Source organism: Shewanella sp. A22, assembly GCF_053850585.1.
This window is the reverse complement of sequence record NZ_JBSQBN010000094.1, coordinates 1-18,688: the sequence shown is the minus strand read 5'-3', so window position 1 is coordinate 18,688 and position 18,688 is coordinate 1. Positions and strand designations below refer to the sequence as shown.

Sequence of the window (18,688 nt, the reverse complement as noted above, 5' to 3'; positions counted from 1 at the left end):
TCCATGGCGGTCAGATGCTGGAGGTAGAGTAACGCAGGAGCTTGTTACCGAGGATCACTATTCGCTTCAATCATCTGCCTTGCCTACAGCACTTTGAACTCCCGCTGAAAGATCACATATTTAATAGCATTGGTATAATAAATAATCAAAATTGCTATTATCAAACTTGTATTTGGGACTTACTCGGTACTTCAAAAGCGAGTCTAATTGATCACATTTAGCAGGACAAAGATCTGTTTGATAATTGTTTATTGTCCCTTGTAGAAGTGATGGCAATTATTTGTGTAGCACTATTAACATGAATATATGACTTTTTATGTTCACCAACTTTATGATCTAGATTGCTGATAAAAAAGAATAATGGTTAATCAGTTGTTGGTGACATTTTTGATTTATATGGAGTATGTGTGCTGTTGTTTAGGTGGGTAAATACAACAAATTGCATTTAAGGTTAGAGATATCAATCAGCAACATTCATCAAATTTAGCATTAATAAGATCACACACAGCATTTAATGCCACTTCTGCGTCGGGACCTTCAGCGGTTACTGTCATCATTTTACCTATACCACTTTCAAGCATTAATAAGCCAAGTACACTTGCAGCACTGGCACTTTTGTCACCCTGAAGCAAGGTTATGCTAGCATCAAAATCAGCGGCTAAAATGGCGAGTTTTGTCGCCGCGCGTGCATGTAAACCTAATTTGTTTGAAATGGTCACTTGGCGTTCAAGTTTGATCATTGACACGATCCTATGCTCACTTAGTTATTAGTACCACTGATATTTAACTCCCTGTGACGAGCATTAACCGTGTGTTTACTACCTTGCCTAAATCGTTTTGCTAATTGATCTGCAATATATACTGAACGGTGCTGACCACCAGTACAACCAATTGCGATGGTAAGATAGCTACGATTATTACGTTCTAAATGTGGCATCCAAGTTTCAAATAGGTTTTCAATTTGCCAAATAAACTTATTAACTAATGGCTGACGCCCTAAAAACTCCTGTACGGGTTCGTCTAACCCCGTAAATGGGCGTAGTTCTATTTCCCAATGTGGGTTGGGTAAAAAGCGTACATCAAACATAAAGTCTGCTTCTGTTGGCATGCCGTGTTTAAAGCCAAAAGACTCAAAGTTAATCACTAACTCTTTATCAACACTGCCTAATAAAATTTGCCTAACTTGGTCGCTTAATTCGTAGATATTCAGTGCTGAAGTGTCGATGTAATGGTCTACAATTTTTGCTATCGGCTCAAGTAAACGCCCTTCGAGCTTGATCGCTTCTTGCAGTGAAATGTGATTTTTAGATAACGGATGTAATCGACGAGTTTCGCTGTAACGTTTAAGCAATACTTTGTCATTGGAATTTAAAAAGAAGCTGATAATTTCAGTGTCGTTCTCAAGTAGTGCTAATTGGTCTTGAAGTACTTTACCTTGTTCTGCAATATTGCGTACATCAACGCTAATGGCAACCAGATCATTACTGCCTTTGAGCTGAGCTAATAATGCGCCAATGAGAGGTAAAGGCAAATTATCTACACAATAATATCCTAGATCTTCCAATACTCTTAAGGCTACTGATTTTCCTGAGCCTGAACGTCCCGATACTATGACAAGTTTCATGCAGTAATAACCTGATAAAGTTCTGTTGCGTCGTGAGTTTTACGAAGCTGTTTCAATATTTGCTTATCACTGAGCTTTTGAGCCATGCTTGATAATGTGCTTAAGTGTTGCTGGCACTGATCTGCAGGCACTAATAAAGCAAATAAAATATCCACGGGCTGCTTATCGATAGCATCAAAGGCTATGGCTTCTTCACATTTAATAAATATTGCGATGGGGTGATCGATGGTCGTTAATCGGCCATGAGGTATCGCAATGCCATTTCCTATACCTGTGCTACCCATTTTCTCTCTCGCTAAAAGGCTTTCAAAAACCTCTTGCGAAGACAGGGTTGGGTACTGGGCAGCAACTAAATCGCTGATGAGTTCCAGTACTTTTTTCTTACTGCCCGGTGTGGCACAGGTAGTGCATTCCGGCTGCAGGATGGTACAAAGTTCCATCGTTAGTGTTTTGTATACTTCTCTTTGTGTTTAATTACCTGACGGTCGAGTTTATCGATCAGGGCGTCTATTGCAGCATACATGTCAGTATTTTCTGACATGGCAAAAATCTCAGTGCCACTTAGGGTGATTCTTGCTTCTGCTTTTTGTTGTAATTTTTCTACATTGAGCACAACGTGTACATTATTGATCTGATCTGAGTGTCGTTCAAGCTTTGAAAATTTACCATGAACGTATTCACGTAAAGATTCGGTGATGTCGATATGATGTCCAGATAGATTTATATGCATTAAAAATCCTCCATTACCCTGTAGGTTATAAACTCTTACGTTGGTTTGAGGGCGGTATGAGCATTGCTTCACGGTATTTTGCTATCGTACGACGAGCAACGTTGATACCCTGTTCAGCCAGAAGTTGAGCCATTTTACTGTCACTCAGTGGTTTTTTCTGGTTTTCCGCTGCTACCAGCTTTTTGATAAAAGCACGAATCGCGGTTGATGAGCACTCTCCACCATCGTCGGTACTGACATGGCTAGAGAAGAAGTATTTTAGTTCAAATAGGCCCCGCGGGGTATGCATATACTTTTGTGTTGTTACTCGTGAAATGGTTGATTCGTGCATTTCTACAGCTTCTGCAATATCATTTAATACCATAGGCTTCATGGCTTCTTCACCATATTCAAAAAAGCCTTGCTGAAATTTTACAATGCAGTTTGCCACTTTGAGTAAAGTCTCATTACGACTTTCTATACTTTTTATAAACCATTTAGCCTCTTGCAAGTGGCCACGTATAAATTGGCTGTCAGACGGATTTTTACTGCTTTTCGCCATTGCTGCATATTGCTGATTAACACCAATTTTTGGCATATTATCTGGATTTAATTCTACTACCCAACGGCCATTTTTTTTAAACACGGTGACATCAGGAATGACATACTCATCGTCGACGGCTGTAATGGATAATCCTGGGCGAGGATTGAGTGACTGGATTAGTGCTATGGCATCACGTAATTCATTTTCTTTTAACTTCGTTTTGCGCATTAACAATCTAAAGTCACGTCCAGCAATTAAGTCTAAATAGTCTTTAATTAATAGACGAGCATTATCAATATGGGGGGTGGTATTGGAAAATTGTGCCAATTGAATTAATAGGCATTCACTTAAGTCACGCGCTGCTACACCAACAGGATCAAAGTGTTGGATCCGTTTTAACACCGCTTCAACTTCGTCGAGTTCAACATTTTCATCCCCCATAGCTTCGAGGATATCCTCGGTATTTTGGGTTAAATAGCCTCGTTCATCAATCGCATCAATAATTGCGGTGGCAATGGCAAGATCGGTATCGGAAAACGGTGTGAGGTTTTTTTGCCATTCTAAATGTTCATAAAGACCCTCGGTGGTTTCACCTTGGAATGGCATGTCATCATCACGCATACTAGCGCTACCAGAACCTGACATAGGAGAAGCGGTATACACTTCATCCCATGTAGTATCCATTGCAAGATCATCCATTGTTTCTTTGGTCATGGACTCTGCTGTATCGACAGTAGAGGTGTCTTTTTCAATGTTGACGATGCTGTTGTCACTAAAGTCTGTATCTGCTTGATCTCGACTTTCTTTGGCTGTGTCCTTTGCATCAGAAAACTCATCTTCTATTTCAAGCAATGGGTTTGAGTCTAATGCTTGCTGGATTTCTTGCTGTAGCTCCAATGACGATAACTGCAGTAGGCGAATAGCCTGCTGCAGTTGGGGGGTCATGGTTAAGTGTTGACCCATTTTGAGTTGGAGTGACGCTTTCATTTACCGCTTATCCCTAGATGATTTTCATAAAATGACAATCTCGAAAAACTGTTATGGATTATCACGTACATCAATGACACTTATAGCTATTTAGATATCGTTCAACGAAATGAGTTAGATAGGTTAAAAAGCCACTAAAGTAACTATAGCTTGAATTGTTCACCTAAGTACACAGCGCGAACTTGCTGATTGCTTAATATCTCATCAGGTGTGCCTTCGGCGATTAAATTACCTTGGCTAACAATATAGGCCCGTTCACAAACATCGAGTGTTTCACGTACATTATGGTCGGTAATCAATACCCCCAGCCCACGGCTTTTAAGCTGTTGGATAATTTTTTTAATGTCGATAACCGATATTGGGTCGACACCAGCAAAGGGTTCGTCGAGCAAAATAAATTTGGGGTTGGCTGCTAATGCGCGTGCAATTTCAACTCGGCGTCGTTCACCACCCGATAACGACATACCTTGACTGTCTCGAATATGAGTAATATGAAACTCTTCCAATAAATGTTCGAGTTGTTCAATACGCTGGTCTGTGTTGAGTTCTTTACGAGTTTGCAACACAGCCATAATATTGTCATATACTGTCAGCTTGCGGAAAATACTGGCTTCTTGTGGTAAGTAACCAATCCCTTTGCGGGCGCGAAGGTGCATAGGGTCGGCGGTGAGGTCATCATTATCAATTAGGATCCGACCTTTATCGCTTTTGACTAACCCAACAACCATATAAAATGTGGTTGTTTTACCTGCGCCATTGGGGCCTAAAAGACCCACAATTTGGCCCGTTTTAACCGTTAAACTCACATCTTTTACAACTTGACGGGCTTTATAGCTTTTAGCTAGATTTTCAGCGGTTAAGGTTATTTGGGTCATTGTTTGATCTGCTTGTTTACTGGAATTTCTGGGAGCTTTTGTTTTGGTGCTGTTTCGTCTTGGAAATTCTCAGGTTGAATAATAGTGATTACGCGATCTTGGCCTTTGCCAGTACTTTCTGCAATCAGCTCTTGAGCATTGATGTTGTATTTAATTCGATTACCTGTAACTTGGCTACCGGATTGATCAAGTTTGGCATTACCGGTTAATGTGAGTGTGGTAGTGGCAAGATCATAGGTTATTTCGTCAGCGCTAGCGGTACCAATTTGACCATCGTCTAACTCTTGTGAAAATGTGGCTGGTTTTCCCGTGGCGATAAGCTTTTTACTTGTGCTATTTTCAGGGGTGAACGCTCGTAGTTGATCGGCATTGATAGTAATGCTGCCTTGCACAATTTTAACTGGACCATTAAAAACGATTTGGTTATTTTTAATGTCAGCAAATTGGCTCACCGCGGCAATTTTTAACTCTTGTTTAAGATCATCTTGTTTTGCCATTGCAGGCAAACTCAGCATGCAAAGAATGCCACTTAATAGTATGACGTTGGCGTGAGTATGGAGACGATTAATGTGGCTCATATATTCCTTCTACCTGGCTGAGTAGCGATAGTTTTTGCGAATTCAAGTCAGCATGTAAACCTAAACCTTGAATAATAAACCCTTTGCCTTTGATATACACCATCTCTTTTGAGGTGCCGATCATGGTGGTTAAATCCACTGTAACGGCTTGGGTACTCAGTGACTGCAGGGGTTCTTCTATATCAATGGCATCAATAATAACATTATTTTTTAAGATGACTTTGCTGGTATTTTTATTCAATTGCCCTTGGTCGGCACTTAGTTGCCACTGTGCTTTACCATTTTCAGGGTAGATGAGGTATATCGGTTTGGTAAAATGAGTAATGTCACTGGATGCATAATGTTCCATGTGTTCGGCACTGACTCTACTTGCGATGAAACCTTGTTGGTTAAATTCTGTGGTACGTAGGTCATCGGCAACAAAGTCGGGACGCTCAATACCGCGTATTTTTATAGAGTTCATTTCGCTACGTTTGACTTGTGCTTGCCAGTACAACATAAAAGCAAGCCCAAAAAAAGCAACAATACCTAGCGTGATCCTATTCATATACTCATACCATGAGCACTGGAAAATTTATCTTGGCTCAATAATAGTAAGTCTGTAAGTTCTCGTAGCGCCCCATGTCCACCATTTAATGTGGTTGTCATATGACAATGTTGTTTAACAAAAGGATGACCGTCTGCTACACATACCGCAAGCCCAACGGTTCTCATTACGGGTAAATCAACCATGTCATCGCCAATATAAGCGACTTCGTCGGCGTTAACATTATACAGAGATAGTAGTTGCTCAAAAGGCGAAAACTTATTATCAATACCTTGATAAATGTGCTTGATGCCTAGTGCTGTCATACGGTTTTCGACTATTTGTGATTTACGTCCGGTGATCACGGCAACATGAATGCCGCTAGTGAGAATAGAGCGGACTCCGTAGCCGTCACGGGTATGAAAGGCTTTTAGCTCTTCGCCAGCATTACTGAGATAAATACGTCCATCTGAAAATACTCCGTCAACATCACAGATTAACAGTTTAATTTTTTGAGCGCGTTGCCAAATATCATCGCTGATAGGGCCATAAAATCCTTGGTGAAACGAGGTTGATTCTGACATGGTTAAATCACTCCTGCTTTAACCATATCGAGCATGTTTAGTGCGCCGATCGGTTGGTGTTTTTCATTGACGACAATCAATCCGTTGATGCTTTTTTCATCCATAATTTGCAGTGCTTGTGCTGCTAAAATCCCAGCAGGACAGGTGACACAGTTTTGGGTCATCACCAGGGCAATTGATGTGGTTCTCAGATTGACGTCTGCATCAATGACTCGACGCAAATCACCATCAGTAAAAATCCCCACAAGTGTAGCGGCGCTATCTACGACTGCGGTCATACCGAGGCCTTTTTTAGAAATTTCATAAAGTGCGTCAGTAATACAGATATCATTATGGACGATAGGTAAATCATCACCTTGATGCATAACATCGTCTACTTTTAATAATAATTTCCGTCCAAGCGATCCACCTGGATGCGATAAGGCAAAATCATCGCGGGTAAAACCTTTTGCTTGTAATAAAGCAATGGCTAACGCATCCCCCATTGCTAATGTTGCTGTCGTACTTGAGGTTGGTGCCAATCCGAGTGGGCAGGCTTCTTCTTGTACTTGAATGCATAAATGGATTTTAGATAAGCGTGCCATATTAGAATCTGGTTTGCCTGTTATCGCAATAACGGGAACGCCCATTCGTTGTATTACTGGCATTAATGTGAGTATTTCGCTTGATTCACCAGAATTAGATATGGTAAGTACAATATCATTTTTTGCTAAGGCGCCTAAATCGCCATGGCTTGCTTCGCCGGGATGTACAAAAAATGCTGGGGTGCCAGTACTCGCAAACGTCGCAGAAATTTTATTGCCAATATGGCCCGACTTCCCCATTCCCATGACAATGACTTTGCCTTTGCATTGCAATATGAGTTCACATGCTTGGCCAAACTCAACCGAATCCACATATTGATACAAATTATCTAAAGCAGCTTTTTCAATATCAATGACTTTACGACCCCATTGACGAAATTGAGTTTGATTTACCATTCGAATCTCTCTTTTAGCTTAATTTTTACCTTTATGCTCCAATCTAATGAGATTGAAATACAACAAATTGGTACGCGATAAAGGTGATTAATAATAGTGCACCATGCCAACGAGTCAGTTGTTGCTTAGTTCCACTGGATAACACTAAAACGGCTAATGCTGCACTGGTGCCCAATACCATATAGAAGTCTCTGCCACTGGCTGAGGCATCAATTTCACCCGGTGCAATCAGTCCAGGTAACGCTAGTACGGCAAGAATGTTAAATAAGTTCGACCCAACAATATTCCCTATGACAAGGTCGTGTTCTTTTTTTATTACGCCTGCGATACAGGCTGCTAATTCGGGGAGGCTTGTTCCCACCGCGATAATGGTTAAGCCAATCACAAGATCTGACAACCCATAAAACTTTGCAATACCTACAGCGCCATCAACCATCCAACTGGCTGAAACGGGAAGTAATATAATACCGAAAACGAGCCAAATGATAGCATGAAAGGTTGGCACATTTTTAGGGATCTCTGATTCTAGTTCACTATCTAAGCTGTCGGGGGCTTTATCATGAGTCGCTTGCCAAATGAAATACCCCATTAATAGCAAAAGTACCACAAGAAGCATGATGCCCTCAGCTTGTGACAACACATTATCATGCAAGGTGTAACCCGCAAATACTGTGGCCGCTAACATAATAGGTATTTCACGTTTTAAGGTTTTGGAATCGACACTAATAGCACCTAATAATGCGGTTAATCCTAAAATTAAGGTAATGTTAGCAATATTTGAGCCCAACACGTTACCAATGGCTGTATCAGGCATACCATCCATTGAAGCGGTGGCGGCAACAAACATTTCAGGGGCAGAGCTACCCATTGCAACAATGGTGAGTCCAATTAGCATCGGGGGCAAACCTAAATTGCGCGCAAAAGCTGCGGCGCCATAAACAAATCTATCTGCACTCCAAACTAAAACAGCAAGGCCAACAACTAACATTAGGATATTAACTAGCATGAGATTCCGGTGGTGAACATAAATTGGTGAGCATTTTCGCTGGATTTTTATCAAATTGAAAGCATTGCACAGAAATTGTCCCCGTATTTATATCTGCTTACATGGATATAGTTGTCGCTTAATCGACAATTACAGTACAATTTGCGCTTCAACTTAATCCAAGGAAGGCCGTTATCTCCTCAACGCCGATGTCTGATATGAGTAAATCAAATAATAAACCTTTGGTCGAAGTTAATCATTTAGCTTTTAGCCATGGTTCCCGTGTGATCTATAAAGATATTTCTTTAACGATCCCCAAAGGTAAAGTTACAGCAATCATGGGGCCTAGTGGCATCGGTAAAACCACATTATTAAAATTGATTGGTGGACAACTTACTCCCAATAGCGGACAAGTGTTGTTTGACGGCCATGATGTACATAAGCTTAAGCGCAAAGATCTGTTTGAATTGCGTAAGCGTATGAGCATGTTGTTTCAAAGTGGTGCAATGTTTACAGACCTCAATGTTTTCGACAATGTCGCATTTGCGCTAAGAGAACATTCTGGGCTACCTGAAGAGATTATTCGCACAATTGTATTGATGAAGCTACAAGCCGTTGGACTTCGCGGTGCCGCGTATATGATGCCAAATGAGTTATCCGGAGGTATGCAACGTCGAGCCGCATTGGCGCGAGCAATTGCACTTGAACCTGAGATGGTGTTGTACGATGAACCCTTTGCTGGGCAAGATCCAATTTCAATGGGTATGTTGGTAAAACTTATTCGGGAGTTATCGGATTCGTTAAAACTTACATCTGTTGTCGTTTCTCATGATGTTGATGAAGTGTTGGGCATTGCTGATTATGTTTATGTTATAGCAGACAAGAAAGTTATTGCTCATGGTACACCGGAGCAATTACGTCAATCAGACAATCCACAATTGGTTCAGTTTATTCAAGGCGCGCCAGACGGCCCTGTGCCATTTCATTATCCTGCTGAAGATTATCAAGAGGAGCTACTTCGTGGGTGCAATTGATTATATTGCCGATATTGGCAAATATGCACTGAAAATAGTGTTGGGTTATGGTCGTGCGGGCATTATGTTGTGGCGTGCGATTGTACGTATCCCTAATATTCGCAAAGGCACGCCACTACTGATTAAACAGGTTTATGTACTTGGCGTGCGTTCGATGGTCATTATTTTAGTGTCGGGTTTATTTATTGGTATGGTGCTCGCGTTACAGGGATACAATATTCTGGTCGGTTTTGGTACCGAAGAAAGCTTAGGTCCGATGGTGGCGCTTAGTTTATTACGTGAACTTGGGCCTGTTGTTGCTGCCTTATTATTTGCGGGCAGAGCGGGGTCTGCGCTGACGGCTGAAATTGGTCTGATGAAATCGACTGAACAGCTGTCTAGCCTAGAGATGATGGCGATTGACCCGTTAAGGCAAATCATTGCACCACGTTTTTGGGCTGGTGTGATTAGTATGCCGTTACTGGCATTAATGTTTAGTTTAGTCGGTATTTTAGGTGGGCATTTAGTTGGTGTAGAGTGGAAAGGCATTGATAGTGGTGCGTTTTGGTCAATTCTTCAAGCATCAGTTGAGTGGCGACAAGATATTGTTAACTGTTTGATAAAAAGTGTTGTTTTTGGTGTGGTGGTGACATGGATTGCCTTGTATAGAGGTTATGAAGTCCAACCGAATCCAGAAGGTATTAGTCGTGCAACAACCTCAACGGTTGTGCAGGCCAGCCTAGCGGTTTTAGCGCTGGACTTTTTGCTTACAGCAATTATGTTCGGAAATTAAGATTTTTTCATTGTTTAGATTAATTTAAGTGGTTTAAGAGTATGTTGACACGGAAAATAGAATTATTGGTAGGCGTGTTTTTATTGTCAGGTTTGTTAGCATTTTGCGTATTAGTATTCAATGTTGCTAATGTTGAAGTGAAATCCAACGCTCAAACTTATACCCTGGTGGCTGAGTTTAATAATATTGGCGGCTTAAAAGTGCGTTCGCCTGTCAAAGTCGGCGGTGTCGTTGTTGGTCGTGTGACAGACATTACCCTTGATACCAAAAAACTTGTTCCTTTTGTGACGTTAACAATGGATAAACGTTATGATCAATTTCCTGAAACCAGCAGTTTAGCTATTTTAACTTCTGGCTTACTTGGAGAGCAATTTATTGGCCTTACGCCTGGCTTTATGGACGATGATATTTCAATGCTTGCTAATGGCGATAAAGTGCATGACACGCGTGGTGCACTGATTTTAGAAGATTTAATAGGTCAACTCTTATACAGCATGTCATCTAAAGATAAATAGGAACGCTATTATGAAAATGCTTTTTAATCGTGTTATTGCTTTATGCCTAGTTGCCAGTGTTGTTATCAGTCAAGGTGCTATAGCCGCTAATACTGAGGTGAATACCCATGATCCTTATGAAATGGTTAAGCAAGTCGCTAATATGACCTTCGATCGCTTTAAAACAGATAAAGAGCTCATTAATAGTGACTTAAGCTATTTGAAGGTAATTGTTCGTGAAGAACTTATGCCTTACGTCGATTACAAATATGCCGCTTATAAAGTTATGGGGCAGTATTTACGGGATACCACTGTTGACCAGCGTAATCGCTTTGTTGAGGCGTTTGAGGGGTATTTGATTGCAACTTATGCGCAAGCATTAACAGAATACACAGACCAGAAAGTTGCATTTGATCCGCCAATTGATTTTAGTGACGAAAAAATAGTTGAAGTGAATGTACAGATTATTGAAAAAGGTCGTCCTCCGATTAAAATTCAATTTAAAGCGCGTCGTTTGAAAGACAATACATGGAAGGCATTTGATTTAGTTGCAGAAGGTGTCAGCTTGTTAGCCTCTAAACAATCAGAAATTTCGAATTTAATCCGTCAGCAAGGTATTGAAGCTGTGATTACAATGTTGAATGATAAAACTCAACAGACCATAGACCGTCAACCTGTAAAAGAAGCTGCAGCGGCGTGATTACTTTTAACCAGCAAGATAAACGTTGCCTTGTTAGCGGTCGCTTAACTCAGGATGAGGTAAAACAATTATGGCCAAAACGCCATGAGTTGTTTACTGCATCTACTCAAGTGGTAGACTTATCGGCTTTAGAATATGTCGACAGTGCAGGTTTGGCATTGTTGTTAGCGCTAATCAACGTGCCTGTTTCTGGTAGCAAAGAAACAGGTGTGTTGCGTCAATTGGTTAATCCAAGTGAGCAGCTCAAAAAAATGAGTGATCTTTATGATTTAGACGCTTTTTTTAGCCCAACTTAGTATCGAATAGTAAAGGTAATTGATTTCATGGAATGCAACGTTATTGAACAGATTTTAACAGAGGCATTGTCGCTTACTGAAGCGCATGTGACCACTGATGGCAGTCACTACAAAGTAGTCGCTGTAGGCGAGTGTTTTGACGGCATGAGCCGTGTAAAACAACAACAAGCGATTTATGCCCCGTTGGCAGAGCAAATTGCCAATGGTGAATTGCATGCGTTAACCATTAAAACTTTTACGCCTACCCAGTGGAAGCGTGAAAAACTTTTCAACATGTAAGTACAGAGACTCACAGTGGATAAATTAACTATCAAAGCCAGTAAGCCTTTAGCTGGCGAAGTCGTGATCTCTGGTGCAAAAAATGCCGCATTGCCGATTTTAATGGCTGGCGTACTTGCCGAAACAGATTTTATTGTTTCAAATGTGCCTAATTTGCGTGATGTTATCACCAGTTGCGAATTACTACGCTGCTTAGGTGCAGAGGTTGAAGATTTAGGCGGAAGCCGTATTCGCATTTCAACCACCAATTTAAATGAATACTGTGCACCTTATGATTTAGTGAGAACAATGCGTGCCTCTATTCTTATTTTAGGCCCTTTGCTTGCACGTTATGGCACTGCCGATGTGTCATTACCTGGCGGTTGTGCTATTGGCGCTCGTCCCGTGAATCTGCATTTGCACGGTTTAGAGCTAATGGGTGCCAAGATAGAGGTAAAAGAAGGCTACATTAAAGCCCGTGTTGATGGCCGACTAAAAGGTGCACATATCTTTATGGATATGGTGAGCGTTGGTGCCACTGAAAACTTACTGATGGCAGCTGCATTAGCTGACGGCACAACCGTGATTGAAAATGCTGCTCGCGAGCCAGAAGTCACCGATTTAGCGCATTGCTTAATTGCGATGGGGGCAAAAATCACTGGTGTTGGTACAGCAACATTGAAGATTGAAGGTGTAGAGCGTTTAACGGGTTGTGAATACCGTGTGATGCCTGATCGGATTGAAACGGGTTCATTTCTTGTTGCAGCAGCAGTCACTCGCGGCAACATTCGCTGTGTATCTGCAGATCCAAGTGCATTAGAAGCTGTTTTATCTAAGCTTGAAGACGCTGGCGCGGAGATAACAACAGGTGAAGATTGGATTGAGCTTGATATGAAAGGCCAACGTCCAAAATCCGTTAACATTAAAACGGCCCCTTACCCAGCATTTCCGACAGACATGCAAGCGCAATTTTGTGTGTTAAATACTCTTGCAGAAGGTACGGGCCGTGTTACTGAGACGATTTTTGAAAATCGTTTTATGCATGTTCCTGAGCTAAACCGTATGGGAGCAAACATTGAACTGGAAGGTAATACTTGTATTATCCACGGTATTGAACGTTTAAATGGTGCACAAGTGATGGCAACAGACTTGCGTGCCTCTGCCAGTTTAGTTATTGCAGGTTTAATGGCCGATGGTATTACAACTGTCGATCGTATTTATCATTTAGACCGTGGTTACGAGCACATTGAAGCTAAGTTTCAGGGCTTGGGTGCGGAAGTTGTTCGAGTGAAATAACAACTGTTAATGATAGCCAATAAATTAAGCCATTCTAATGAATGGCTTTTTTGTGTTTAAGTTGGAAGGTTATTCTGAGATCGTGATTTTTTCAGCAATTATCACTGGGATCGTTTGTTGTTTACCTTCACGGATAATCGTCATGTTCACCTTAGTACCAGGTGTCGTTTCTGCAATTCTGTCCATTAACATTTCAACACCAGGTACGTCTTCGTCATTATATTGCGTTATAACATCTCTTGGTGATAAACGTGCTCGAGCTGCTGGTCCGTCAGGATCGATACCCGTAACCAGTACACCTTTTAGGTCTGGTAAGTTAAGTATTTGTGCCATTACGGGGTTGAGGGGTTCTCCAGAAATGCCTAACGCCCCGCGGATTACTCGACCATGCTTTATCAATTTATCCATAATACTGTGGGCCAGTTTTATCGGAATGGCAAAGCTAATCCCGTTTCCACCGTTATCGCCACCCACCTGAAATGCGGCAGTGTTGATCCCGATGAGTTCGCCACTGGTATCAATTAATGCGCCACCAGAATTGCCAGCATTAATGGCAGCATCAGTTTGTAGAAAGTCTAAATAACCTGAACTTAAGCCGTTTCGACCCGTTGCACTAATAATTCCTTGGGTAATGGTTTGGCCAATATTATAAGGATTGCCAATGGCCAATACCACATCACCCACTTGGGCTAGTTTATTTAGGTTAATTGGTACAATGGGTAAATTATCACCTTCAATTTTTAATACGGCCAAATCTGTTTCGGGATCGGAACCGACCACTTCAGCCGTAAATTTACGTCCATCTTGGAGCGCAATAACAATTTCATCAGCTTTTTTTATCACATGATAATTTGTTAGTACGTAGCCTTCTTTACTCATGATAACGCCAGAGCCTAGGCCTTGAAGTGAGCTGGTATTAAGTGGGTTACGTTGATCAATGCTTAAGCTGTAAATGTTTGCAACGGCTGGTGCGGCACGGCGTACTGCTTTTGCAAAAGATAATTCAGAGCCGATGTTGCTTACGTTCGTTAAGGTATGATTGAGTGAGGCGTTTTGAGTCAAGGAGGTTATGACTAAAATAATTGCCGCCATGATTAGACCAAATACCACAGCTTTAGTTATATAGATGGAAGTGTCTTTTAGATTCATGGCTTGAATGATTGTTTAAAAAAATGGCTATCATATTAACATAATGCAAAAAATTAAGCACCGACCAAAGATTTGCCGATGCTTAATTATTTAATTGATAGAACACATAATACGTTGAAAATGATTATCTACCGAATAGGCGATATTAACGTAATACAAGGTAAAGCAGATTATTGTCACGTAATATCTTAAGTGCGACGGAGTTTTTATTGTCTTTCAACATTTCTTTTAATGCTTTAAGACTAGACACTTTACTGCGGTTAAGCCCCACAATTAAATCTCCTTTTTGCAGACCGCTCATTGCTGCTGGTGAGCCTTGAGCAATTTCAGTGATCTCAATCCCTTTTTTACTGTCTTCTAACGTTGCACCTTGTAGCATTGGGTGAACATTACCTGCTTCAGCTTCTACTTTATCTGCTTCGCCTAAGGTTGCTTTAATGGTCTTTTTATCGCCGTCGCGAATAATTCCAAACTCGACTTCTGCACCCGCGCCCATGGTGGCAACTTTAGCACGTAGTTCTTGGAAGGTTTTTATGCTGCGGCCGTTAAGGCTGACAATAATATCACCAGCTTTAAGTCCTGCTTTATCTGCAGCGCTTTTTGGCATGACTTCATTTACAAAGCCGCCATGTTGAGTTTCTAAGCCGAAGGCTTTCGCGAGTTCATTATCAAGATCTCGTCCTGATACACCTAATACGCCTCGTCTGACTTCACCATGTTCGATGATTTGATCTACGAGGTTATGCACCATATTGGCTGGGATAGCAAAACCAATACCAACGTTCCCCCCATTAGGCGCAACAATAGCGGTATTTATGCCGATAAGCTCGCCTTTTAAATTTACCAAAGCGCCACCAGAGTTACCACTATTTATAGCTGCGTCGGTTTGAATAAAGTTTTCTAGCATTTCAATGCCTAAGCCGCTGCGGCCCAGTGCACTCACAATTCCTGATGTAACTGTTTGGCCAAGACCAAATGGGTTACCAATAGCGACCGCAAAATCACCGACACGGATTTCATCTGAATCTGTTTGTTTAATGGCAACTAAGTTGTCAGCTTCAATTTGAAGTAAGGCAATGTCAGATTCTTTATCAGCCCCAATGAGTTTAGCTTTGACTTCACGGCCATCATGTAAACCAATTTGAATGTCGTCAGCACCATTAATGACATGATTATTGGTAATTATGTAGCCTTTATCGGCATCAATAATTACCCCAGAACCTAGCCCTCTAAAAGGGCGCTCTTGAACTTGTTCTTGTGGTGCATTTGGCCCAAAGAAATAACGAAATACATCTGGGACACGTTGCTTGGAAACTTGGGTGCCAGAAACGGCTACTGATACAACTGCTGGGGTCGTCCGTTCTAGCATAGGGGCTAAGCTAGGAATTGACTGACCGTCAACAGCTTGTGGTATTGCCGCCTGAGAGATTGTGGGTGCAATGGATAATGTCGCAGCCAGTAGCGCTGCTGAAAGTAAGCTTAATTTGGTTTTCATCTATGGATAGCTCCTGTATACATTCAAGCGTGATAACATAAAATATGTGGCTTGACGGCATGATTTCAAAGTTAAATATCGTTAATCATTACGACTAATGTGCAACCATGAGCTCGTTTAATATACTCTTTAATGGCGGGTCAATCAGCAATGTTATAAGTCAGTAATAAGCCTATTTGGGTTAATCATTCAGAGTTATGGTATTTATGTTAGTTCCTTTTTTATTAACAAAGGTTAATTTGCTCCGCTGAAGCCATTACTCGAATCAGTTGTTTAATGTTATTATTCTTAGCAATTATTTGATGTAAGAGAGTCGTAGTCGTGTCGCAGTTAACCCCTTGGCAACATTATCAGCAAGACCTTACCCGAGAAGATTTTTCACATGATATCGCACAAGAGCAGGCTGTTAAGTCATTACAACGGGTCTACGATGAATTGATCGCCGCCGCGAAACCTACCTCGGGTATCAGTAAACTGTTTGCCGCTGTTGGAGTGAAACCAACTCAAGCTCCAGTAAAAGGTTTGTATCTATGGGGGGGCGTTGGGCGAGGTAAAACTTACCTAATGGACACTTTTTATGATGCGCTACCAAGTGAACGTAAATTACGAGCACATTTTCATCGTTTTATGCATCAAATCCATCATGATTTAGGTGAGCTAAAGGGAGTACAAGATCCCCTGTTAACAATTGCTAAGAAAATGGCATCACAATATCAAGTGATCTGTTTTGATGAGTTTTTTGTGTCCGATATTACCGACGCTATGCTGTTAGGCACCTTATTCCAAGCACTCTTTAAAGAAGGCGTGGCATTGGTTGCAACATCAAATATCATTCCTGATGAACTGTATAAAAACGGTTTGCAACGAGTGCGTTTTTTGCCGGCCATTGCGTTGATTAATCAACATTGTGAAATCTTAAATGTTGATTCAGGAATTGATTATCGGCTACGCACCTTAGAACAAGCCGAAATTTATCATTATCCACTCGATAAACAAGCAGACATCAATTTATTGCATTACTTCGATCAACTTGCCACGGAATCAGAAATACTGACGAAACCAATTGAAGTGGATGGACGTGAGATTCATATTCGTCAACAATCGCAAGGGGTATTGTTGATAAGCTTTCGCGACTTATGTGATGGACCTCGTTCACAGCGTGACTACATGGAGTTGGCTTGTCTTTATCATACAGTATTAGTCAGTGGCCTTGAACAAATGGGATCGCAACAAACGGGTGATGATATTGCTAGGCGTTTTTTAGCCATGGTCGATGAGTTTTATGAACGCAATGTGAAATTAATTATTTCAGCCCAAGTGGAATTAGCGCACATCTATACTGATGGTCAATTAAACTTTGAATTTAGACGCTGTCGCTCAAGATTGATTGAAATGCAATCGAGAGAATATTTAGCGTTAGAACATTTACCTTAAATATCACCTTGTATTTCGCTGAAAACCCCATAAATTTCGGTTCAACGGGCATGAAGTGATTTATTTAAAAATTTATTAAAAAGCAGGTGATCTTTGCAAATGCTTTGCGTATAATCTGCGACCTGCCCGCGTTAATCCGCCAATTTGGGCGGAAGTTATAAGCCAATATTCATGTTCGAAGGGGCAAGAATCGGTAATTTTGTGTTGATTGCAACCTGCAGTCAGCATGTGAGACAGAAAATTAACTTTGGGTTTTTGTAATAATGAAGACTTTTACTGCTACACCAGAAACTGTAACTCGTGACTGGTTTGTTGTTGACGCTGAAGGCAAAACTTTAGGTCGTATCGCAACTGAAATCGCAACTCGCTTACGTGGCAAGCATAAGCCAGAATACACTCCACACGTTGACACTGGTGATTATATCATCGTGATCAATGCTGAAAAAGTGACTGTAACTGGTAATAAAGCAGCCGGTAAGATCTACTACTCTCATTCAGGCTTCATTGGTGGCATTAAGCAAATCAGCTTTGAGAAGCTTCAAGCTCATAAGCCTGAAATGATCATCGAGAAAGCAGTTAAGGGTATGTTACCAAAAGGTCCTTTGGGCCGTGCTATGTTCCGTAAGCTTAAAGTTTACGCTGGCACAGAACATAACCATGCTGCACAACAACCACAAGTTCTTGATATCTAAACGGGAGGAGTAAGCAAATGTCTGCAACTCAGTACTACGGCACTGGCCGTCGCAAAACATCTACAGCTCGCGTTTTCGCTAAAGCAGGTAGTGGCAATATCGTTGTAAACCAACGTCCTTTGGATGTTTATTTTGGTCGTGAAACTGCTCGTATGGTTGTTCGTCAACCATTAGAATTAGTTGAAATGACAGAAAAATTAGACATCTATGTAACAGTTAAGGGCGGTGGTACTACTGGTCAAGCTGGTGCAATTCGTCACGGTATTACCCGTGCTCTATTGCAACTAGATGAAGCTTTACGTCCTACTCTACGTAGCGCTGGTTTTGTTACCCGTGATGCACGTAAAGTTGAACGTAAGAAAGTTGGTCTACGTAAAGCACGTCGTAAGCCACAGTTCTCTAAGCGTTAATTCGTTTTTTGGATTCAAAAAGCCCAGCTTATGCTGGGCTTTTTATTGCCTGAAATTTATGATTTATACCAATGCCATTAATGATGCGCTCAATCAGAGTCACTGAGATTTTTCAGTGTGAGGTGTATTGTTGAAAAATTGGTTGTTGCCTTTTAAATCGATGTAACACAGAAGTGGAATACCTGAGAGACTCCATTCTGGCGGGTTTCAAAGTCCTTTATGCTTCGTTAGATGCTTTCAAAATACGACTGCATGGTCTATTTTTT

The 18,688-nt window shown here is 41.2% G+C and carries 23 protein-coding genes; 10 read left to right on the top strand and 13 right to left on the bottom strand.

Annotated features, from left to right (window positions below; genetic code table 11):
* Positions 1-464: 464 nt before the first annotated feature.
* The 11 genes from ACWXWT_RS15315 to ACWXWT_RS15265 form a co-directional block, all read right to left on the bottom strand.
* A complete protein-coding gene (locus ACWXWT_RS15315) occupies positions 465-740 on the bottom strand; it encodes an HPr family phosphocarrier protein (protein ID WP_456042444.1) in 276 nt (91 codons plus the stop codon).
* A gap of 20 nt (positions 741-760) precedes the next feature.
* Positions 761-1,624 carry an RNase adapter RapZ gene (gene rapZ, locus ACWXWT_RS15310; RefSeq protein ID WP_456042443.1) on the bottom strand — a complete coding sequence of 288 codons (864 nt, stop codon included), beginning with the start codon at positions 1,622-1,624 and terminating at the stop codon, positions 761-763.
* A complete protein-coding gene (gene ptsN / locus ACWXWT_RS15305) occupies positions 1,621-2,064 on the bottom strand; it encodes a PTS IIA-like nitrogen regulatory protein PtsN (RefSeq protein ID WP_456042442.1) in 444 nt (147 codons plus the stop codon). The genes rapZ and ptsN overlap by 4 nt, the downstream gene beginning before the upstream one ends.
* Positions 2,065-2,066: 2 nt before the next feature.
* A complete protein-coding gene (gene hpf, locus ACWXWT_RS15300; RefSeq protein WP_456042441.1) occupies positions 2,067-2,354 on the bottom strand; it encodes a ribosome hibernation-promoting factor, HPF/YfiA family in 288 nt (95 codons plus the stop codon).
* Positions 2,355-2,379: 25 nt separating this feature from the next.
* On the bottom strand, positions 2,380-3,864 hold the full coding sequence (locus ACWXWT_RS15295; protein ID WP_456042440.1) for an RNA polymerase factor sigma-54: 1,485 nt from the start codon (positions 3,862-3,864) through the stop codon (positions 2,380-2,382).
* 143 nt (positions 3,865-4,007) lie between these two features.
* The gene (lptB, locus tag ACWXWT_RS15290) at positions 4,008-4,739 is read right to left on the bottom strand and encodes an LPS export ABC transporter ATP-binding protein (protein ID WP_456042439.1); all 732 of its coding nucleotides are present in this window, start codon (positions 4,737-4,739) and stop codon (positions 4,008-4,010) included.
* Complete coding sequence (lptA, locus tag ACWXWT_RS15285; RefSeq protein ID WP_456042438.1) at positions 4,736-5,317, bottom strand: lipopolysaccharide transport periplasmic protein LptA; 582 nt, start codon at positions 5,315-5,317, stop codon at positions 4,736-4,738. Before lptA ends, lptB begins: the two co-directional genes overlap by 4 nt.
* Complete coding sequence (lptC, locus tag ACWXWT_RS15280; RefSeq protein WP_456042437.1) at positions 5,304-5,864, bottom strand: LPS export ABC transporter periplasmic protein LptC; 561 nt, start codon at positions 5,862-5,864, stop codon at positions 5,304-5,306. The genes lptA and lptC overlap by 14 nt, the downstream gene beginning before the upstream one ends.
* A complete protein-coding gene (gene kdsC, locus ACWXWT_RS15275; RefSeq protein WP_456042436.1) occupies positions 5,861-6,427 on the bottom strand; it encodes a 3-deoxy-manno-octulosonate-8-phosphatase KdsC in 567 nt (188 codons plus the stop codon). Before kdsC ends, lptC begins: the two co-directional genes overlap by 4 nt.
* 2 nt (positions 6,428-6,429) lie before the next feature.
* Positions 6,430-7,407, bottom strand: a complete 978-nt coding sequence (locus tag ACWXWT_RS15270) for a KpsF/GutQ family sugar-phosphate isomerase (RefSeq protein ID WP_456042435.1) — start codon at positions 7,405-7,407, stop codon at positions 6,430-6,432.
* A gap of 43 nt (positions 7,408-7,450) precedes the next feature.
* The gene (locus tag ACWXWT_RS15265; RefSeq protein ID WP_456042434.1) at positions 7,451-8,413 is read right to left on the bottom strand and encodes a calcium/sodium antiporter; all 963 of its coding nucleotides are present in this window, start codon (positions 8,411-8,413) and stop codon (positions 7,451-7,453) included.
* A 188-nt stretch (positions 8,414-8,601) separates the two neighbouring features.
* On the opposite strand from ACWXWT_RS15265, the gene ACWXWT_RS15260 reads away from it, so the two are divergent.
* Genes ACWXWT_RS15260 through murA form a run of 7 tightly spaced genes read left to right on the top strand, consistent with a single transcriptional unit; the run spans position 8,602 to position 13,242 of the window.
* Positions 8,602-9,426, top strand: coding sequence for an ATP-binding cassette domain-containing protein (locus tag ACWXWT_RS15260; RefSeq protein ID WP_456042433.1), 825 nt, complete (start codon positions 8,602-8,604; stop codon positions 9,424-9,426).
* Complete coding sequence (gene mlaE, locus ACWXWT_RS15255; protein WP_456042432.1) at positions 9,413-10,198, top strand: lipid asymmetry maintenance ABC transporter permease subunit MlaE; 786 nt, start codon at positions 9,413-9,415, stop codon at positions 10,196-10,198. Before ACWXWT_RS15260 ends, mlaE begins: the two co-directional genes overlap by 14 nt.
* 41 nt (positions 10,199-10,239) lie before the next feature.
* Positions 10,240-10,713 carry an outer membrane lipid asymmetry maintenance protein MlaD gene (mlaD, locus tag ACWXWT_RS15250; RefSeq protein ID WP_456042431.1) on the top strand — a complete coding sequence of 158 codons (474 nt, stop codon included), beginning with the start codon at positions 10,240-10,242 and terminating at the stop codon, positions 10,711-10,713.
* 16 nt (positions 10,714-10,729) lie between these two features.
* Entirely contained in the window at positions 10,730-11,392 is a 663-nt protein-coding gene (locus ACWXWT_RS15245; protein ID WP_456042445.1) for an MlaC/ttg2D family ABC transporter substrate-binding protein, read from the top strand.
* The gene (locus tag ACWXWT_RS15240; protein WP_456042430.1) at positions 11,389-11,688 is read left to right on the top strand and encodes an STAS domain-containing protein; all 300 of its coding nucleotides are present in this window, start codon (positions 11,389-11,391) and stop codon (positions 11,686-11,688) included. Before ACWXWT_RS15245 ends, ACWXWT_RS15240 begins: the two co-directional genes overlap by 4 nt.
* Positions 11,689-11,715: 27 nt before the next feature.
* A complete protein-coding gene (locus ACWXWT_RS15235) occupies positions 11,716-11,967 on the top strand; it encodes a BolA family protein (RefSeq protein WP_140235151.1) in 252 nt (83 codons plus the stop codon).
* A gap of 15 nt (positions 11,968-11,982) precedes the next feature.
* Entirely contained in the window at positions 11,983-13,242 is a 1,260-nt protein-coding gene (murA, locus tag ACWXWT_RS15230; RefSeq protein WP_456042429.1) for a UDP-N-acetylglucosamine 1-carboxyvinyltransferase, read from the top strand.
* Between the two features lie 69 nt (positions 13,243-13,311).
* On the opposite strand, the gene degS is transcribed toward murA, so the two are convergent.
* Both degS and degQ read right to left on the bottom strand, forming a co-directional pair.
* Positions 13,312-14,391: an outer membrane-stress sensor serine endopeptidase DegS gene (gene degS / locus ACWXWT_RS15225; RefSeq protein WP_456042428.1), complete on the bottom strand. Its 1,080-nt coding sequence runs from the start codon at positions 14,389-14,391 to the stop codon at positions 13,312-13,314.
* Positions 14,392-14,536: 145 nt separating this feature from the next.
* Positions 14,537-15,886 carry a Do family serine endopeptidase DegQ gene (degQ, locus tag ACWXWT_RS15220; protein WP_456042427.1) on the bottom strand — a complete coding sequence of 450 codons (1,350 nt, stop codon included), beginning with the start codon at positions 15,884-15,886 and terminating at the stop codon, positions 14,537-14,539.
* Positions 15,887-16,207: 321 nt separating this feature from the next.
* Here degQ and zapE point away from each other — a divergent pair, with 321 nt between their 5' ends.
* The 3 genes from zapE (at position 16,208) to rpsI (ending at position 18,422) form a co-directional block, all read left to right on the top strand.
* Positions 16,208-17,320, top strand: a complete 1,113-nt coding sequence (gene zapE, locus ACWXWT_RS15215; protein ID WP_456042426.1) for a cell division protein ZapE — start codon at positions 16,208-16,210, stop codon at positions 17,318-17,320.
* Between the two features lie 263 nt (positions 17,321-17,583).
* The gene (gene rplM, locus ACWXWT_RS15210; protein ID WP_011638797.1) at positions 17,584-18,012 is read left to right on the top strand and encodes a 50S ribosomal protein L13; all 429 of its coding nucleotides are present in this window, start codon (positions 17,584-17,586) and stop codon (positions 18,010-18,012) included.
* Between the two features lie 17 nt (positions 18,013-18,029).
* Complete coding sequence (rpsI, locus tag ACWXWT_RS15205; protein WP_456042425.1) at positions 18,030-18,422, top strand: 30S ribosomal protein S9; 393 nt, start codon at positions 18,030-18,032, stop codon at positions 18,420-18,422.
* The last annotated feature ends 266 nt before the right edge of the window (positions 18,423-18,688 follow it).